Annotated in this window: 17 protein-coding genes and 1 pseudogene; all 18 read left to right on the plus strand. The window is 55.0% G+C overall.

Translation table 11 applies throughout. The features are described 5' to 3' along the window. A partial coding sequence (locus AB8B76_RS12705) for a transketolase-like TK C-terminal-containing protein (RefSeq protein WP_405272994.1) occupies positions 1–1,426 on the plus strand: 1,426 nt, incomplete at its 5' end. 48 nt (positions 1,427–1,474) lie between these two features. Next, complete coding sequence (gene aceF / locus AB8B76_RS12710) at positions 1,475–3,139, plus strand: dihydrolipoyllysine-residue acetyltransferase (protein ID WP_405272996.1); 1,665 nt, start codon at positions 1,475–1,477, stop codon at positions 3,137–3,139. Between the two features lie 33 nt (positions 3,140–3,172). Then, positions 3,173–4,066, plus strand: coding sequence for a hypothetical protein (locus AB8B76_RS12715; protein ID WP_405272998.1), 894 nt, complete (start codon positions 3,173–3,175; stop codon positions 4,064–4,066). Then, positions 4,063–4,908, plus strand: coding sequence for an HAD-IIB family hydrolase (locus AB8B76_RS12720; RefSeq protein ID WP_405273000.1), 846 nt, complete (start codon positions 4,063–4,065; stop codon positions 4,906–4,908). Before AB8B76_RS12715 ends, AB8B76_RS12720 begins: the two co-directional genes overlap by 4 nt. Positions 4,909–4,911: 3 nt before the next feature. Then, a complete protein-coding gene (locus AB8B76_RS12725) occupies positions 4,912–6,138 on the plus strand; it encodes a glycosyl transferase (protein ID WP_405273002.1) in 1,227 nt (408 codons plus the stop codon). After that, entirely contained in the window at positions 6,125–7,912 is a 1,788-nt protein-coding gene (locus AB8B76_RS12730) for a sugar phosphorylase (RefSeq protein WP_405273004.1), read from the plus strand. The genes AB8B76_RS12725 and AB8B76_RS12730 overlap by 14 nt, the downstream gene beginning before the upstream one ends. 117 nt (positions 7,913–8,029) lie before the next feature. Continuing rightward, positions 8,030–9,220, plus strand: a complete 1,191-nt coding sequence (gene fabV / locus AB8B76_RS12735; RefSeq protein ID WP_405273006.1) for an enoyl-ACP reductase FabV — start codon at positions 8,030–8,032, stop codon at positions 9,218–9,220. Between the two features lies 1 nt (position 9,221). Continuing rightward, positions 9,222–10,046 (plus strand): MBL fold metallo-hydrolase, encoded by an 825-nt coding sequence (locus AB8B76_RS12740; RefSeq protein ID WP_405273008.1) that lies wholly within the window; start codon positions 9,222–9,224, stop codon positions 10,044–10,046. A gap of 141 nt (positions 10,047–10,187) precedes the next feature. Further along, entirely contained in the window at positions 10,188–11,819 is a 1,632-nt protein-coding gene (locus AB8B76_RS12745) for a 3-(methylthio)propionyl-CoA ligase (RefSeq protein WP_405273010.1), read from the plus strand. A gap of 171 nt (positions 11,820–11,990) precedes the next feature. Then, positions 11,991–13,748 carry a GspE/PulE family protein gene (locus tag AB8B76_RS12750; RefSeq protein WP_405273012.1) on the plus strand — a complete coding sequence of 586 codons (1,758 nt, stop codon included), beginning with the start codon at positions 11,991–11,993 and terminating at the stop codon, positions 13,746–13,748. Between the two features lie 4 nt (positions 13,749–13,752). Beyond that, positions 13,753–14,958, plus strand: a complete 1,206-nt coding sequence (locus AB8B76_RS12755; protein ID WP_405273013.1) for a type II secretion system F family protein — start codon at positions 13,753–13,755, stop codon at positions 14,956–14,958. Positions 14,959–15,080: 122 nt separating this feature from the next. Further along, the gene (gene gspG / locus AB8B76_RS12760) at positions 15,081–15,515 is read left to right on the plus strand and encodes a type II secretion system major pseudopilin GspG (protein WP_405273014.1); all 435 of its coding nucleotides are present in this window, start codon (positions 15,081–15,083) and stop codon (positions 15,513–15,515) included. Beyond that, on the plus strand, positions 15,490–15,987 hold the full coding sequence (locus AB8B76_RS12765) for a Tfp pilus assembly protein FimT/FimU (RefSeq protein ID WP_405273016.1): 498 nt from the start codon (positions 15,490–15,492) through the stop codon (positions 15,985–15,987). Before gspG ends, AB8B76_RS12765 begins: the two co-directional genes overlap by 26 nt. Then, the gene (locus AB8B76_RS12770) at positions 15,987–16,379 is read left to right on the plus strand and encodes a prepilin-type N-terminal cleavage/methylation domain-containing protein (RefSeq protein WP_405273018.1); all 393 of its coding nucleotides are present in this window, start codon (positions 15,987–15,989) and stop codon (positions 16,377–16,379) included. The genes AB8B76_RS12765 and AB8B76_RS12770 overlap by 1 nt, the downstream gene beginning before the upstream one ends. Further along, a complete protein-coding gene (locus tag AB8B76_RS12775; RefSeq protein WP_405273020.1) occupies positions 16,379–16,969 on the plus strand; it encodes a type II secretion system protein J in 591 nt (196 codons plus the stop codon). Before AB8B76_RS12770 ends, AB8B76_RS12775 begins: the two co-directional genes overlap by 1 nt. Continuing rightward, complete coding sequence (locus tag AB8B76_RS12780) at positions 16,966–17,784, plus strand: hypothetical protein (protein WP_405273022.1); 819 nt, start codon at positions 16,966–16,968, stop codon at positions 17,782–17,784. Before AB8B76_RS12775 ends, AB8B76_RS12780 begins: the two co-directional genes overlap by 4 nt. A 110-nt stretch (positions 17,785–17,894) precedes the next feature. Further along, positions 17,895–18,941 (plus strand): PilN domain-containing protein, encoded by a 1,047-nt coding sequence (locus tag AB8B76_RS12785; RefSeq protein WP_405273024.1) that lies wholly within the window; start codon positions 17,895–17,897, stop codon positions 18,939–18,941. Beyond that, a pseudogene (locus AB8B76_RS12790) lies at positions 18,938–19,174 on the plus strand (type II secretion system protein GspM); the annotation flags it as partial. The gene AB8B76_RS12785 and the pseudogene AB8B76_RS12790, both read left to right, overlap by 4 nt.

Here is a 19,174-nt window from a genome sequence, read left to right on the forward strand (position 1 = left end):
GAATATGGAATCCCTGAGGGCGTTCCGCGATCGTTTTGCGATTCCCATCGATGATGAGGATTTGGCGTCGGTGCCTTACTACAAGCCCGACGAGAATAGCCCGGAAATGCGCTACATGCGCGAGCAGCGTCGTAAGCTTGGCGGATGTATCCCCGCACGGCGAAGCGAGGCGCAAGTGCTTCCGGTACCGGGTCTGGACGCTTTCTCGGCTCAGATAAAAAGTAGCGGCGAGCGTCAGGTCTCGACAACCATGGCGTTTGTGCGAATCCTATCGGCCCTGGCCAAAGATAAAGCCATTGGTCACCGTGTAGTACCGATTGTGCCTGACGAGGCACGAACCTTCGGTATGGAAGGTATGTTCCGACAGTTGGGTATTTACTCCTCTGTGGGGCAGCGTTACACCCCCCATGATTCCGATCAGATCATGTTCTATAAGGAAGACATCAAGGGTCAAATTCTGGAGGAAGGAATCAACGAAGCGGGTGCAGGTTCAGCTTGGCTGGCGGCGGCCACGTCCTACAGCACCAGTAACTTTCCGATGGTGCCGTTCTACATCTTTTACTCCATGTTCGGTTTCCAGCGTATCGGCGACCTGCTGTGGGCTGCGGGCGATAGCCAGGCTCGAGGCTTCCTTATGGGGGCGACGTCCGGACGCACGACGCTCAACGGAGAGGGTTTGCAGCACCAGGACGGCCATAGTCTACTGTTGGCATCGACCATCCCGAACTGTGTGAGTTACGACCCTACCTACGCTTACGAACTGGCGGTCATCATTCAGGATGGCATGCGTCGTATGTATTCCGAGCGTGAAAATCGCTTCTACTACATCACCACGATGAACGAGAACTACCCCCAGCCGGCGATGCCTGAAGGCGTAGAAACGGGCATCGTGAAAGGCATGTATCGCTTGAAGAGCGCTGAGGGCGATGCGCCTCGCGTGCGCCTGTGTGGCGCGGGTACGATTTTGCGCGAAGTAGAAGCAGCTGCAGAAATGCTCCGCAATGATTACGGCGTGGACGCCGAGGTGTGGAGCCTGCCGAGTATCAACGAGCTTCAGCGCGACATTAAGCAGGTTGAGCGCTGGAATATGCTGAACCCGGGCGAAGAGTCTCGTACGGCCTTTTTCACCGAGCAGCTGCAGGGAAGCGATGCTCCTGTGGTAATCGCGACAGACTACATGAAGAGCTTTTCTGAACAGCTTCGCTCCGCTTGTCCAGCGCCGCTTTATGTTCTTGGAACCGATGGCTTTGGACGCAGCGACACTCGTGCGAAGCTACGACACTTCTTTGAGGTCAGCCGGGAATTCGTGGTGCTGGCTTCTTTGAATGCCCTCGCTGCTCGCGGGGATATCAGTGCCGAAGAGGTGGCGACTGCCCGCGACGCACTGGGTATCGACCCGAACAAAGTAGATCCTACAACAATATAAAAGTAGCTAATACAGCGCTTGATAGCGCGTCTAGCGAGGAGAGAGTCCGTGGCACAGGAAACAGTCCTAGTCCCTGATATCGGTGGTTCAGATGCCGCCGAGGTCGTCGAGGTTTTGGTAAGCCCCGGCGATACCGTTGAGGTCGATCAGGGGCTTCTGGTACTCGAGTCGGATAAAGCATCAATGGAAATCCCTTCGACCGTCGCCGGGACGGTCGTGGAGGTGTTGGCAAAAGATGGTGATGAGCTCGCTGAGGGCGCCGCTGTTGCGGTTATCGAAGTCGCGGGCGCCGATGCTGAAGTGTCTAGCGCTGATGGCTCTGCTCGCGGCGAAGGAGCTACGGAGTCCGCATCAGCAGAATCCTCCAACCCCACTCCAGAAGAGACCAGGACCAGTGAGCCGGCGCCTGCGGCGAGCCAGACGCTGGAGGTCCCTGTGCCGGACATTGGTACTGACGAGCCGGTCGACTTGATTGAAGTTTCCGTGAGTGTTGGCGATAGCATTTCAGAAGGCGACACACTCGTGGTGCTAGAGACGGATAAAGCGTCTATGGAAGTTCCGTCGCCGGCCACCGGAGTTGTCAAAGCGTTGATGGTAGAAGAGGGCACGCAAGTTAAAGAAGGCGACGTCCTCTTGCTCCTTGATGCGGTGGCAGTTGTCCAAAGTGAAAGCGAAGGTAAAAGTAACGATGAGCCTGCCGCTCAAGCTAAGCCAGCTGCGGCTGCAGATTCCGCCGCCGCTGCAAAACCAGCTCAAGTAAGTGCGCCGGCGCCTGCCAAAGAGACGGCCAAAACTGGTACCAGGTCGAGCGGTGCTTCTGTCTATGCAGGACCTGCGGTTCGACGCCTCGCCAGAGAGTTTGGCGTGCCTCTCGAATCGGTAAAGAGCAGCGGTCCTCGTGGACGCATTCTTAAAGAGGATCTGCACTCTTACGTCAGCAAAGCGCTTGCCTCTCAGGAATCCAACAGCGGTGGCGCGGGTATTCCTGCTGTACCAGACGTGGACTTCTCAGCGTTCGGTCCTGTGGAAGTGGTGGAACGCAGCAAAATCGACAAGGTCACCGCTGCCAATATGCAGCGAAGCTGGCTCAATGTTCCTCACGTGACTCAGTTCGATGATGCGGACATCACCGAGATGGAAGCCTTTAGAAAGTCTCTGAAAGGCGAGGCAGAGAAGCGCGGAACACGTTTAACGCCCTTACCCTTTTTGCTCAAAGCCTGTGCAGTCGCACTGAAAAACAACGAGAAGCTGAATTCATCGTTGAGCGATGGTGGCAGCACGCTGACATTCAAGCGCTACGTGCATATCGGCATGGCAGTTGATACGCCTGCAGGTTTGGTCGTTCCTGTCATTCGTGATGTGGATCAGAAGACACTGTGGGAGCTTGCTGATGAAGTTATTGAACTTGCGGGTAAGGCCCGAGAGCGCAAGCTCAAGCCGTCGGATATGCAGGGTGGTGGCTTCACTGTGTCGAGCTTAGGGTCCATCGGCGGTCGTGGCTTTACCCCAATCGTCAACGCCCCAGAGGTTGCGATTCTTGGAGTGAGTCGGGCAGATACACAGCCGGTGTGGGACGGTCAAGCCTTCCAGCCGCGACTACAGCTGCCTCTAGGCCTTTCTTATGATCACCGCGTTGTTAATGGCGGCGATGCGGGACGTTTTCTGACTGAGCTCTGTGCACTTCTTGGAGATATTCGTAAACTCCTTCTTTGATAGATGACGACGCAGAGGGGTAGATAGAGAAGCGTGAAACCATGGCAGCAGAGCTTCCTTGATACCCATCGCCTGCCCGAGAGCTATCTAGATGCTGCCGACAGGTTTTTTGCGCCCCTGGCTAAGCAGCTCGAAGAGCGCAGGCGGAAGCAGGGTGCCTCCTTGAAGGTGGGTCTAAACGGCAGTCAGGGGTCGGGTAAGAGCACCTTGGGCGACTACCTTTGTGAGTGCTTGACCCACGACTATGGACTGAGTGCTGCGGCTCTTTCTTTAGATGACTTTTATCTCACCCTTGCTGAGCGGCAAGATCTGGCGGCTACGGTGCATCCTTTGCTTAAAACGCGCGGTGTTCCGGGCACCCATGATGTGGGTCTCTTGCGCCGTACTCTCAGTGAGCTGAGTCAAGCGTCCCCCGACACAACCGCTGTCCCGCGCTTTGATAAGTCTATCGATGATCGGGCTCCAATATCGGCATGGTCGACCTTCGACACCCCTGTGGATGTGATCATTCTGGAGGGCTGGTGCCTGGGTGCTCGTAGCGAGTTACCCGTTACGCTGGAAAAGCCCTGTAATGCGCTGGAACGTGATGAGGATGGCGGGGGTCTCTGGCGTGGCTACTCTAATCGGCTGCTCAAAGAGAGCTACGAGCCACTCTACGCTGAGTTGGATATCTGGGTCATGCTGGCGGCTCCAGGATTTGAGCAGGTGCTGCGTTGGCGCAGTGAGCAGGAGCAGAAGCTTCGCGAAGCGGTGGGCGGGAAAGGGGAAGGCCTCATGGATGATGCGTCGCTAAGACGGTTTGTACAGTACTTTGAGCGTTATACGCGACAATGTTTGCGCGATCTGCCTGAGCGTGCCGACGTGTTATTTCAATTAGATGAGGATCGTAGAATCGTAAGCGCTGAAGGACTGGAGCAAACGCGGTGAGCTCAACGGTACATCTAGTTGTCACTGATCTCGACGGCTCCCTTCTGGACCATGATGACTACAGTTATGAACCCGCAAAACCTGTGCTTCAGGTGCTTGAAGAGATGCGGATTCCCGTTGTTCTCGCGTCGAGTAAAACTCGCGCCGAGATGCTTGAGTTACGGCATGAGCTGGAGAATGAGCATCCTTTTATTGCGGAGAACGGTGCCGCGATTTACATACCGGAGCGCTATTTTCAGAAGCAGCCGGAGGGCACCGAGCTTCGAGAGGGCTTTTGGGTGCGCGAGCTTGCACCCTCTCGCACACACTGGAATGAGGTCCTGGACCAATATCGACTGGAAATGCCGGGCTGCTTTTTGGACTTTGCCACGGCAGGAACTGCCGGCATTGCCGAGATGACAGGTTTAAGCCTTGAAAAAGCGGCTTTGGCTAACCAGCGAGAGTACAGCGAGCCTGTGCAGTGGCGGGGAAGTGATCAACAACTGGAACTCTTTTTGCGTGGCATGAAAGCATCCGGCGCGCGGGTGCTAAAGGGCGGGCGTTTTTACAGTGTGTCGGGCGATTGTGATAAAGGTCAGGCGCTTTTATGGCTTCGTCAGGAATACTCGCTGGCAGCCGGGGCTTCGGCTGTTTATGATCTAGCTGTAGGGGATGGAGAGAACGATGTCCCCATGCTAGAAGTAGCCCGCCATGCTTTACAGATTCCTGCGCACAACCGTGCCCTGCCGGAGTTGGAGCGTGATTCCGGCGTTATCGTCGGGGAAGGGTTCGGTCCAGAAGCTTGGTCAGTCGGGGTGCGCGAATGGTTGCGTGGCCTTTATAAGTCGCGTGAGGAAGTTTAAAGCATGGCGGATTTTTACCAGAACGGCATCATTACTACTCTGCACAATCTCTCTAACAGGCCCGTAGAGGACCTGGAGGCAGAGCTCGTTGGCTTTAGTAAAGCAAGACCCATGGGACTGCTGTTGCCTTCTTTGTATTCCGAGCTTGAAGGCGAGGCATTGCCCCGTATTGTCGATCATTTGGCGAAGGTTCCTTACCTGGAACAGATAGTGATCGGCCTGGATCAGGCGACGGAAGATCAGTATCGAGATGCTCTTAAGTTCTTTTCTCGACTACCACAGCCTCATCGGGTCCTTTGGAACGATGGACCGCGATTGAAGGCTATTGACGAGGAGCTCCGGGAAATGGATCTCGCTCCGCGCGAGCTTGGGAAGGGTCGTAATGTCTGGTATTGCATGGGCTATATCCTGGCTGCGAACCGAGTGGAATCCATAGCGCTGCACGACTGCGATGTGCTGACTTATGATCGTTCGCTACTCGCCAGATTGATTTATCCCGTCGCCAATCCAAATTTTAACTACGAGTTTTGTAAGGGTTACTACGCGCGTGTCGCCAACGGTAAGATCAATGGACGAGTGAGTCGGCTCCTGGTGACCCCCCTATTGCGAGCCTTAAAAAAGACTCAGGGCGACATGGAATACATCAATTACATGGATAGCTTTCGCTATCCTCTGGCGGGGGAGTTTTCCTTCCGCCGCGATGTCCTTAACGATCTACGTATCCCTAGTGACTGGGGGCTCGAGATTGGCGTGTTGTCCGAGATGCATCGAAATTACGCGAATAATCGTCTGTGTCAGGCGGATATCGCAGACACCTACGATCATAAGCATCAGCAACTCTCGGCGGACGACGCGTCGGCGGGGCTGTCTCGTATGTCCATCGATATCAGCAAGGCCTTGTTTAGAAAATTGGCAACGCGCGGTGTGGTCTTCAGCACGGAGAGTTTCCGCTCTCTAAAAGCGAGCTACTACCGCGTAGCACTGGATTTTGTGGAGACCTATCACAATGATGCAGTGATGAACGGTCTCGAATATGATTTGCACAGCGAGGAGCGAGCGGTGGAGCTCTTTGCTGAAAACATCATGAAGGCCGGTGAGGCGTTTCTGGATCGCCCCATGGAGAGGCCATTTATTCCGAGCTGGTCTCGGGTGAGTAGCGCAATGCCCACAGTACGTGATCGGCTGTTGCAGGCAGTGGAAGAGGACACCGCGGAGTATGCCCCCAGCTGAGCAACCAGGCTTCCACGACGGCGGTCGGGACAAAGTCCACGGTCTAGCCTATCGAGTAGCACAGCAGCTCTCCGTCATCTATGCAGGTGGCGAAGTGAGTTCCGAGATGCACGCGCTCGCCGTGGACCTCCTCAAGATCATGCGGCTGCAGGACGATATGCCGCAGCCCAACCCCTATCTTAATCATTGGGATCAGCGCGATGCCTTGATGATTACCTACGGCGACAGCATTCAGCAAGAAGGTCAGGCGCCGCTTCAGACCTTAAAGTACTGGCTTGATCACTATGCGGATGGCTGTATCACCGGTGTGCACATCCTACCGTTTTGCCCCTGGAGCTCTGACGACGGCTTTTCCGTGATCGACTACCTGAAGGTAAACGAGTCCTTAGGCGAGTGGGATGATGTGCTTGCCATTGGCGCCAAGTACAACCTCATGGGCGATCTGGTGATCAATCATTGCTCAAGCGAGAGCCAGTGGTTCGCTAACTTTTTGCAGAACAAAGAACCGGGTATTGATTACTTTGCGACGGCGTCACCCAAGGACGATTTGTCTTTGGTGGTGCGCCCGCGGACGTCGCCTCTTTTGCGCGAGGTAGAGGCGGTTGATGGGACGCGGCACGTTTGGTGCACCTTCAGCCACGATCAGGTTGACCTCAATTTCAGAAACCCTGAGGTGCTCAAGCGCATGGTGGAGATCGTGCGCCACTACCTGGATAACGGCGTGCGAATTTTTCGTCTCGACGCCGTTGCGTTTCTCTGGAAAAAACCGGGAACCAGTTCCCTCAATCTGCGAAAGACCCATGAGATTGTTCGCCTGCTGCGGACTTTGATAGAGCATGCTCGCGGTGATGCGATGATCATCACTGAGACAAACATCCCCAATCAGGAAAACCTCTCATACTTTGGGAATGGTAACGAAGCGCACTGCGTATACAACTTCTCGCTACCACCTCTGTTGGTTAACACCCTGGTGACCGGAGATTGTTTTTATCTAAAGCAGTGGATGATGAGTATGCCGCCCCCGCAACACGGCACTGCGTACTTCAATTTTATTGCCTCCCACGATGGTATTGGTTTGCGACCTGCAGAGGGTTTGCTGTCTGATGAGGAGCTGCAAACTCTCATCAGTACTATGCGACGCTTTGGTGGGCATGTGTCTTATCGAGCATTGGAAAACGGGCAAAACAAGCCCTACGAGATCAACATCGCTCTGATTGATGCGCTGCAAGGTACGGTCGCCGGCGCCGATGAGCATGGCCTTCAACGTTTTGTGTGTGCCCACGCGATCATGCTGGGTTTAGAGGGTATCCCCGGTATCTACATTCACAGTTTGCTTGGAACTAGGAACGATCTCGAACGCCTCGAAGCGACGGGGCAGAATCGCTCGATCAACAGGCATCAATGGCAGCTTGATGAACTGGAGGCACAGCTTGGGGATGCGCAATCTGACCACGCGAAGGTTTTCCAAGGCATTATGGATCTGCTGGCAATCCGCCAAAAGCAGTCGGCATTCCATCCCAACGCGACACAGTTCACCTTGCACCTCGGATCTACGCTCTTCGGATTCTGGCGCCAGAGTTCTGATCGGCGACAGAGCATTTTTTGCATCACCAATGTAAGTAACGAAGCGGAGCATCTGCAGCTCAGTGACATTAACCTCATTGAGGCTCAGGACTGGTCAGATCTCATCTCTGGCGAAGACTGTAACAAGCAACAAATGCTTCTTCAGCCTTACCAAACGGTCTGGATAAGCAACCGACGGGATCACCGCTAGGGCGAAAACCCTGTGCTAGAATTCTGCTCCTTTGAAGGCAGTGCCGAGTGGCCTTTTTGTGCCTCTTTTGCTGTCAAAACATCCGTCGTGAAACACGATGAAAAAAGGTAGCGTTTTATGGTCATCAAGCCCCGCGTTCGCGGCTTTCTTTGTACGACAACCCACCCGGTAGGCTGCGCTGAAAACGTTCGTCGGCAGATAGCCTATGTGCAAGGTAACGGTGATGTAGTAGACGGGCCGAAGCGCGTGCTAGTCATCGGATCCTCAACGGGTTATGGCTTGGCATCGAGAATCGTTTCTGCCTTTGGAAGCGGAGCGGAAACTCTGGGTGTTTTCTTTGAAAAGGAAGGCACCGAGCGTAAGCCTGGCACTGCGGGTTGGTATAACTCAGCGGCTTTTCATGCGGAAGCGGAAGCGGCCGGGCTATACGCCAAAAGCATCAACGGTGACGCCTTTAGCGACGAAGTAAAACAGCGGGCAATCGAAGAAATCCGCAGCCACATGGGGCAGGTGGATCTCGTTGTGTACAGCCTTGCTTCACCTCGGCGACAGCACCCCAAGACAGGTGAAGTTCATAGCTCGACTTTGAAGCCCATTGGCAGTGCGACCACTCAAAAAGGCATAAACACCGATAAAGGCGAAATCCAGGAGTTTCACTTAGAGCCTGCTAGTCAGGAAGAAATCGACAACACCGTGGCGGTCATGGGTGGTGAAGATTGGCAGTTCTGGATCGAAGCCCTGGATGAGGCAGGGGTTCTTGCCGATGGTGCCAAGACCACGGCATACACCTATGTTGGCGAGAAGCTGACCTGGGACATTTATTGGCACGGCACGATTGGTGCGGCCAAGAAAGACCTTGATCGGCGCGTGCTGGACATTCGAGAGCGACTCGCGGCCAAGGGTGGTGACGCGCGGGTTTCGGTACTCAAGGCCGTGGTAACGCAAGCAAGTGCGGCAATACCTGCGATGCCAATTTATCTGGCCATCCTGTTTAAGGTAATGAAGGCGCGGGGAACCCACGAAGGTTGTATTGAGCAGGTCGATGGCTTGTTCCGGGACTCGCTGTATGCGGAAGAACCTCATCTGGATGATGAAGGCCGCTTGCGTGCAGATGGCAAGGAGCTGGATCCTGCGGTGCAGGCGGCTGTAGGCGAGCTTTGGGAGCAGGTGGCGACAGAGAACCTGCATGAGCTTTCGGATTTTGCGGGCTATCGGCAGGAGTTTTTGCAGCTCTTTGGCTTTGAGGTTGACGGCGTAGACTACGACGCCGATGTCGATCCTCTGGTCCCCATTGCACAGTTGATCTGACATGCTGGAACACGGAAAACCCTGGCGTTTAAGTACCCGCGTCCGTCGCCTGGTGGCGCCAAATCCAGGTGCGATGACAGGTCCCGGGACGAATACCTACCTTCTTGGTGATGAGGAGGTGATCGTTCTGGACCCGGGTCCGGCGATTGAATCGCACATCGATGCGATCCTGGCTGCGGGAGCGGGACGTATTCGCTATATCGTTTGCACGCATACCCACCCTGATCATTCGCCGGCCTGGAAAGCGGTAGCGGAAGCTACCGGTGCGACGGTTATCGGAGCTTTGCCCGAGGGCGATGATCACCAAGACGAGACCTTTGCTCCTGATGTCACGCTCGAACATGAATACCGGTTAAAGACTGACGAGCTATCTTTGCTCGCGCTTCATACCCCCGGACATGTCAGCAATCACTACTGCTTCTTGCTGGAAGACGATGGAATGTTGTTCGCGGGCGATCACGTGATGAATGGCAGCACCGTTGTCATCATCCCTCCGGGAGGGGACATGCAGGCCTACATAGCAGCTTTAAAAATGCTGCTCGAGTACCCCGTGGCTTGTATTGCTCCGGGACATGGTGAAGTCATAGACGATAGCCAAGCTGAGATCGAGGGTTTGGTGGCCCATCGTCTTGCGAGAGAGGCGAAGGTGCTCAAGGGGCTCGAAGCGCTGGGCTTGTGCGATCTCGACACGCTTGTTCAGCAAGTGTACGACGATGTCGATCCGAGTCTGCATCCTTGGGCAAAGCTGTCCATGGAGGCACACTTGATTAAACTAGAGCGAGAGGGTGCCGCGGCGCGGTATGAGGACAATTGGCAAGTCATTTAGGCTTGGACGGTTGCTTGGACTGTTGCTTGGACTTTTAAAAAAAACGCCGGTTTAGCAATTCTGTCGCGCAACTCGTAACGACGTAGATCAAAACTTACATAAAAGCTGAAATAAACAGCACTTTGCTCACAGGAGTTCTCAATGAACGGTTTGATGATGGATGCCTCACTGACGATTACTTCAATCATGTCTCATGCCGAGCGTGTACATGGCCACAAGGAAATCGTCTCAGTTACTCGCGATAACCCCCGTCATCGATACACCTACAACGATGCATTCAAACGCACGAGACAACTAGCCAATGGCATAGCAGGGTGGGGTCTTTCCAGAGGTGACCGTATTGCAACCCTCGCGTGGAATGACTATCGCCATTTTGAAACCTATTACGCGGCTGCATGCAGTGGATATGTGTGCCACACCATCAACCCGCGTCTGTTTCCGGAGCAGATCGTCTACATCATTAATCACGCTGAAGATCAGGTGGTGTTTGTTGACGCAGACTTTGTGCCGCTGGTGGAGGCGGTAGCGGCGCAATGTCCGAAGGTGCGAGAGTGGGTTGTACTCACGACTAAAGAACATATGCCCGAGACTAGTCTAGAGAACGTCAGCTGCTATGAAGACCTCGTGCATAGCCATTCTGATGTTTTTGAATGGCCGCAGCTGGATGAGAATGAGGCTTGCGCCCTCTGCTACACCTCAGGCACCACAGGCAATCCCAAGGGCGTTTTGTACTCTCATAGATCTACGATGCTCCATGCCTATGCCACGCTGATGCCTGATGCCATGGGGCTGTCGAGTCGTGATGCAGTTCTGCCTATCGTACCCATGTTTCATGTCAATGCCTGGGGCACGCCTTACGCTTGCCCCATGGTGGGAGCTAAGCTGGTGTTCCCTGGCAACAAGATGGGCGATGGCGAAACTCTTGCCGCGCTCATCAACGACGAGGGCGTCACCATGTCCGCTGGTGTGCCCACCGTTTGGCTTGGCCTGCTTGCTTACCTCAAGCAGTCGGGTATGACGGTAGAAACTCTGGATCGCGTGATTGTAGGTGGTGCCGCCTGCCCGTTATCCGTGATGGAGGACTTCGACCGTTACGGTGTGGAGACACGCGTCGGTTGGGGAATGACCGAGATGAGTCCTTTGGGCTCGGTGAACGAGTGCACTGCCGCTCGAGCCGAGTACACTGAAGAGGGCTTCGCCAAGCAGCGCCTAAAAGCCGGTAGGCCGATTTTTGGTGTTGAGATGAAGATTGTGGATGATGAAGGCAAGGAGCTGCCCTGGGATGGCGAAGCCTTTGGCTCGCTGAAGGTTCGCGGCCCATGGATCTGCTCTGATTATTACGATCTTGGTGAGGACTCCAGTGCTCACTCCGAGGAAGGCTGGTTTGAAACGGGCGACGTCGCGACTATAGATCCTACCGGCTACATGGCGATCACTGACCGTACTAAGGATGTGATCAAGTCCGGTGGTGAGTGGATCTCGTCGATCGATGTAGAGAACGCGGCGACGGATCACCCCAAGGTTGCTGAGGCAGCGGTGATAGGTCGCTATCATCCCAAGTGGTCCGAGCGACCTTTACTGGTTGTGGTGAAAGGTGCCGAAGGACAAGATCTCACTGCCGAGGAAATGCTTGCCTGGTTTGATGGCAAGATTGCCAAATGGTGGACACCCGATGCTGTCGAGTTTGTTGATGAGCTGCCCCACGGAGCTACGGGCAAAATCCACAAAGTAGGATTGCGAGAGCAGTTCAAAGACTATGAGTTCTCTGCCTGATTGGGTGCTGCGCGACGGTTGTTTTCGGGCGGGCTGATACCCGCCCTGTGATAAACTGATGTGAATTTACTGGCCACTGAGACGTCTCATGTAGACGGACTACTGTTCGTAGATATGAATTCTCGGTCATAAAGGTCGGGTTTAACGGTCGTGCAAAAGGGTTTGTAGACGGTGGTCACTAAGAAACTCGGCGAAATACTTATCGCTCAGGGCAAGCTCTCTGCACGCGATGTCGAGCGCAGTTTGCTGGCACAGGCTGAAATGGGAGACCTTTTTGGTCGTGTTCTCGTGAAGCTGGGCTTGGTGTCAGAAGTTGACGTCGCCCAGGCCTTGAGTGAACAGTTGGATATACCGCTGCTTGCTGCCTCTGATTATCCCGAGGCCCCACCGATTCCCGAGGGTCTTGCCCGAGAGTTTCTGGTTAGTAATAACGTCATCCCCGTAGCGCTGTCCGATGCCGAAGCATCTTTTGCGGCTGCCGTTCCGCAAGACAGCTATCTGAGCAAAGCGCTGGCCATGGCTGTGGATCGTCCCATCAAGCTGATGCTCGGGACTGACAGCGATATTTCCCGTGCCCTTGAGCAAATGCTGAGCGATAGCGGCTCTGAAGAGGAGGACGACGAGGGACTCGATCAATTTGCGGGGCAGAGCGACGATGAATTCATTGAGCATCTTCGAGACCTGGCCAGCGAGGCTCCGGTAATTCGATTGGTGAATCAGTTGATTCACCGTGCACTGGATCTCTCTGCCTCAGATATTCACATTGAACCTTTCGAGGATGGTCTGCACTTACGCTATCGCGTTGACGGCGTTTTGCAGGACATGGCCGATCCTCCTTCTGCGAGCCTGGCTCCGGCGATTGCCTCGCGTATAAAACTACTCTCCCATATGAACATTGCGGAGCGACGTTTGCCCCAAGACGGGCGAATCATGACGCGGGTGAAGGGCCATGAACTGGACCTTCGTGTGTCCACGATCCCAACGGTGCACGGCGAAAGTATCGTCATGCGGGTGCTCGATAGAGAGAGTATCCAGCTGTCGCTGCCGGACATGGGTTTTAGTGAAGATACCTTACTGCGCTACCAGCAATTGCTGGCAAGACCTCACGGCGTGCTCTTGGTGACGGGGCCAACGGGCTCCGGTAAAACGACGACGCTCTACGCGTCCCTCGCCTCGATGGAAACGCGGGATCGCAAGATCATTACCGTTGAGGATCCCGTGGAGTATCAACTCGCCGGCGTCAACCAGATTCAGGTGCAGGCGCAGATAGAACTCTCTTTTGCCCGGGCACTGCGCGCCATTCTGCGTCAGGACCCAGACATCATCATGATCGGTGAGATGCGCGATGGCGAAACAGCCCAGATAGGGGTGCAGTCCGCACTTACGGGTCACCTCGTGTTGTCCACGCTCCACACCAATACGGCAGCGGGAGCCATCACGCGTTTAGAAGACATGGGAATCGAGCGCTACCTTATTACCTCATCGGTAAACGGCGTTTTGGCTCAGCGACTGATTCGTAGGCTTTGCACCCATTGCAAGGCTCCCGTCGAACTGTCCGACACTGCAATCGCCCAGTGCGGTATCAAGCGCTTCTTGCCCCCGGGGCAGCGGACCGTATACGAAGCTAGGGGTTGCGAGCACTGTTTGCAAAGCGGTTATTCTGGACGAACGGGTATCCATGAGTTGTTTTTGCTCGACGAAGAGATTCGCGGAGTGGTTCAGTCCGGTGCGGATGCCTCGGAGTTACATACCGCGGCGCGCTCTCAGGGCATGATTACCCTCTACGAGGATGGCCTTCGTAAGGTCGTTGCTGGAGAGAGCTCTCTGGAGGAGGTGCTTCGGGTCACGCAGGATCAGAGCGAGGCTGAGGACAGTCTGCCAGCGGGCGCTTCGGCCGAAGTAAGTCGCATCCAGCCGATGCCGGCCTAGCCCCATGGCGGTCTTTTATTACCGCGCTGTAGGGCGCGATGGAAAAACAGTGGACGGCACCCTGGAGGCTGCCGGCCAAGAACTGGCATCTCGTCAGTTGCGCGCTCGGGGTCTTACGCTTCTTTCTCTCAACAGCGATGAAGCGGGAAGTGCGGTAGGTCGCAGCAGCGGTCGCCCTCCGTCGCGTCAGGATGTGTTGTCCATGACCACTGAGCTGGCTGTGCTACTCCGCGCTGGTCTGCCATTGGATCGGTCTCTGAAAGTGCTAATCGAAATGGCGTCTCTACCTTCTATGACGGCACTGCTGTCGGATGTTTTGAAGTCGGTTAAAGGCGGTAAAGCCCTTAGTGCTTCGCTCGAGCCCTACTCAGATTTGTTTGGTCGATTTTATCTCAGCATGCTGCGCAGTGGCGAAGCCAGCGGAGAGATGTCCGCGGTACTTGATCGGCTTGTGGCGCACCTCGAAGAGTCCAAGGCAACGCGGGACAGCGTCGTTTCCGCATTGATTTACCCTGCGATTTTGCTAGTCGTAGCCGTATTGTCCATCGTGGTAATGCTGGCTTTTGTGGTGCCGCAGTTTGAAACACTTTTTAACGATATGGGGGATTCACTGCCTAGCCTGACGCGCGTGGTGATTAACGCGGCGGATTTCGTAACAGCATGGTTCTGGCTATTGGCGATAGTTATCGCTCTGACGGTCGTTGCAGTGCGAAATTGGTTGCGTAGTGATGCGGGGAAGCAGCGATGGCATGCGCGATTACTCACTCTCCCTTTATTCGGCGGAATCGTCTTCGAGTTTGAGATGGCGCGTTTTGCGCGGACGTTAGGAACGCTACTGGGTAATGGCGTCCCGATGCTGAAAGCCATCGATATCGCAATCGGAACTGTAGAGAACGTGGTTTTGAAGGCATCTCTTGGCAGCTTACCGCCCGCCGTGAAGGCCGGGCAGCGGATGTCCGTGGCCTTGGCCGAGTCGAAGATGTTTACCCCGATGGTGATTCAAATGACCAGAGTCGGTGAGGAATCCGGCGCCATGGACACCATGATGCTTGAGCTGGCGAAAGTTTTTGACGATCACGTGAACTCTGGCGTGAAACGCAGTCTTACTTTACTGGAGCCTTTGCTCATTTTGACCATGGGTGCGGTGATAGCCGTAATCATCATAGCGATCCTTATGGGCATTCTTTCGGTGAACGATTTGGCGGTGTAAACCACATGGCCGTCTGGCTTAAAGCCACGCTAGTGGTTGCAAAACAATAGATATGAAATACGCGGTAAGCGTTTGAAGAGACAATGGATAGGAAAACAACAATGAGCTGTAAAGAAAAAAGAGTGTCACGTGGATTTCGAAGAACAAACCGCGCTCAATCGGGTTTTACGCTCATGGAGTTGCTGGTCGTGCTCGCGATTCTTGGATTGCTCATGAGTTTGGTGGGGCCGCAGGTCTTGAATCAACTGGGTGGCGCCAAGACGAAAACTGCGCTCATTCAGATCCGTGATCTGGAGCAGGCATTGGAAATGTACAAGCTAGACGTGGGTCGTTATCCCAACACGGCTCAAGGTTTAACGGCTTTAGTGAACAAGCCCGGTGGTGCGGCAGGTTGGAATGGTCCTTACCTCAAAGGAGATGTACCTCAGGATCCCTGGAAGCAGGACTACCTATACAAGTACCCGGGAGAGCGTGGCGAGTTGGATATTTTTAGCTACGGTCAGAATGGTTCTCCCGGCGGTGATGGCGAAGATGCCGACGTCGGCAACTGGCAATAAGACTATGGCAATGCTTGGGTATCGCCAGTTGGATGCCCGAGGTTTTAGTCTGGTAGAGCTTCTGGTCGCACTCGCGATCGCGGGCTTGATAATGGCGGCTGCGGTGCCGTCGAGTGTGCGCTTTTACGAAGGCATGCAGCGCAGGCAAGCCGTTCGTAGCGCGGTCACTCTATTGTCTTCGGCGCGCGAGCAGGCACTATCTTCAGGGCGAGTGCAGGATGTAAGCGTCCGGCCCTCTACTCGGCGTATCTGGTACGGCAAGCGGACTCATACTCTCCCTGAAGGTCTCAGAATTACTGTCCACGGTGCTGCGGAACTTAACCGCGAGAACATCGGCGTTATTCGTTTTTATCCCGATGGCAGTGCCAGTGGAGGCGGTGTGGACATCGCTCGCGCCGATGGTTCTGGTACCCGCATTAGTGTGGACTGGTTGGTCGGCCGCGTTGAGCAATCAGCGTTGGCCCCCGGTTGATGTCTGGGTTCGGTAGACAGCAGCAGGGGTTCTCTCTGTTAGAGATGGTCGTGGCTGTGGCTATCCTTGGCCTGGCATTGGGAGCCCTTTATCAATCGGTTGGTGGCGCTACGCGCAATGTACGCGCGGATCAACGCTACGCCTATGCAGTAGAGCTTGGCCGCTCACTGATTGCGGATAATAGCGTTGTGCCCGTTGAGGGCTTGCAGAAGAACGGCGAGACCAGCGGTGGTTTCGTTTGGCAGGTTGCTGCGTCTCCTGTGGTTCGGCCGCGAGGCTCCGCCCTGGGTGGGGGACGCTTGCAGCGCATAGACGTTCGCGTTTCCTGGCCCGACGGAACGCGACAGCGTGAGATTAATCTGCATTCCGTTGTTGCAGGTGCTGAGCGCTAATGCCCTCCAGGAGCCAAGGATTCACATTGGTAGAGATGATGGTGTCGGTCACCATTTTGTCGCTGGTGATGCTTGCTACCGTTACCGGCTTGCGTACCTTGGCATCCACGCAAAGCTCTCTGAATAAAGTGACAGATCGCAACGATGAAATCAGAAGTGTTAGTAGTTTCCTGAGGGACGCATTTGAGTCCGCTGTGGTCGGAAGCAGTAGTGGAGGTTTGACCGTCGGCGGTGGCGGTGCAGAAATGACGGTGTTTGAGTCGTCACCTACGCAGTTAATTTGGAAGACTACGATGCTCTTTGGCGAGAGTGCCGGCGGTAGTTTTGTGGTCAGAGTCGCCAGGGAAAACCCAAATATAGTGCTGCGCTGGCAGAAAATGGACGCCCGGGGTCAGATTGACGATTGGAATAATGCCGCTGCGCGCACGTTAGTCGAGGGCGTGCAGGAGTTTTCCGTAGCCTACCGCCGAGAGCGCGAGGGTGAGTGGTTGTCAGAGTGGGACGACCGAGGCCCCCCGGCTTGGGTGCGTTTGCGGCTGCAGTCGGCAGAACGTTATTGGCCGGATATCGTCATGGAAGTGGCTCAATGAGTACCTACTCGCGTAGTGAATCGGGCGTGGCCTTGGCGGTTGTGGTTTGGTTTATCGCGGGGATGTCGTTGCTGGTTGCTGGTGTGGTGATGTCAGCGCGAACTGATGTTCGATTTGCCCAGTTGCACATGGGACGTGCGCAGGCATCAGCGGCTGGAGATGGGGCAGTAAATCTCCTTCTTGCAGATATGCGAGACGGACTCTACGTGGATGATGGAGTTGCTCGCCTACCCCAGCAGGTTTACCAGTTGGGTGATGTACAGGTTGATGTGGTGGCGGTACCGACGGAGTGGTTGGTGGATATCAATACGGCAACTGCGCCTTTGATGGCCAATGCATTCCAGTTGTCGGGCGCATTGGACCAGTCCCGGGCGCAGTTTCTAGGGAACGCTGTTGTACAATGGCGCCGGGATCCAAAGGGCGCTGCGGGCGTGCGAATGGAAGCGCTGGAGGACTTGTTGAGCGTGCCCGGCGTAAATCGCCGGACCTGGGATCGCGTGCGCGATTACATAGCGGTGCCGATCGGAAGTATTGGCCTGAGTCGCCCCGGTGCAAAGGCGCAGCAGCGTATGAGAATGCTGCAGACACTGACGCCGGCGCAAAGAGTTAATACTGCTGGGCAGGCCTTTGCTGGCATCAGCATCGGAGCGGCGCGTGCAACGGGGTATCGGATTGATGCGCTAGTCAGGATAGGCGATACGTTTTGGTTGCGTCGCCGCTGGGTATCGATGTCAGCATCTGTGGGCGTGCTGCCGTGGCGGATATACCGAACGGAGCCCGCGAGAATAGTCAGTAGGCCCGGTCCGGCTGTGTAGTAACCGTGTAGTTAGTGGTTAGTGGCTAGTGGAAAGTAGTTAGTGACTAGGTCGCGTAACTGCGGTGAACAGCTCAACTTAAGAAATAGGTGTAGAGAGAACGTATCAAGGTGGCAGTGCAAAGTAGTCAATGGATGCTCTTCGGCATCGATATGCGTCACATCGGGCAGCAATGGCTGTCCGCTTGGCGTGAGCTATTATTTTCCACGACGTCGCCGATTCGCCAGCGCCTCGATGAGCCAGTGCTGCTCCACAACGCAGATGAGGTGCAGCTTTTTCAGGGTGGCTTGCCTCAGTCGAATGCGGCTCAGAGTGCCGCGACTTGTGATGCCTATTTGCTCGATGACGCTCTTGTGCTCGGTCGATCTCTGAGTATTCCCATCGCGGCCGAATCGGAGCTTCCTTCGGTGCTGTCTATGGAGGTTGCTGCAGCCAGTCCCTTTAAGTCTGACGACACGGTGTTTGGCTGGAGTGAGACTGGCCGTGATGCCCAGCTCATTCATGTGTCGATGGCTATAGCCTCACGCTCTGCAGTTGATCGGTGGAAGCGCGATCAAGCGGCGGTGGAACAGTTGCCCGATGCGATTAATACTGAACTTTGGGCAGAAGCCGACGGCGCGTTTGTTACTTTGCAAGGCTTCGGCGAAGGACAGCGGGAGGCTTTGTATCGTCGGCGTCTGATGCGAGCAGGCTTGCTGGTAGGCTCCATTTTGGTTTTGGTGCTGGTGTCGGTAGCGGTGTTTGCCGTCCAGCAGAGAATCTCTTTCAATAGATTTGAGTACATGCAGTCCAGGATTCAGAATGAGTCTCAGGCGGTTTCGGAGATGCGCGCGACGATGGTTGATGCCAACGAAACTATTCGTGCGGCGAATGAGCTTGTCTCCGACTATCCAAACCCCCACATAGAGATCGCCCGGCTTACGGAGCTCCTTTCGGACGAAGTCCACATCATGCATTTCGCCATGCGTGGTCGCGAACTGCGGGTCCGTGGTAGAGCTCGCGATGCTGCTGTCGTCATGCAGACTCTTGCGCAAACGCCCGCGTTCTCCAGTGTCACTGCTCCGCAGGCCATAACAGCTGTTGGTAATACCGGACTTGAGCAGTTTCATCTCGATATAGAAGTTGAGCCTCCAATCGAGAGCGGGCCGGGATCATGAACTGGATTCGTCTTCATCGCCGCACGGCTCTATTCGTTGGTTTGACGCTTCTGTTGCCAGCGTTTTTCTATCTAAAGACGGTGTTTGGTTTGATTGGCGTGGGTTTAGATTATGCGGGAGATCGCGGGCGCATAGAGCCGCGTGTCGCTCGCCTTAAAGGCCTACTACAAAACGAGGCTGAGCTTGCCAAGCAGAGCCAGCTTGCAGAAAGACGGCTGTTGGAAGTCGCGTTT

It is taken from the genome of Congregibacter sp. (assembly GCF_045107095.1).
GTDB lineage: Bacteria > Pseudomonadota > Gammaproteobacteria > Pseudomonadales > Halieaceae > Congregibacter.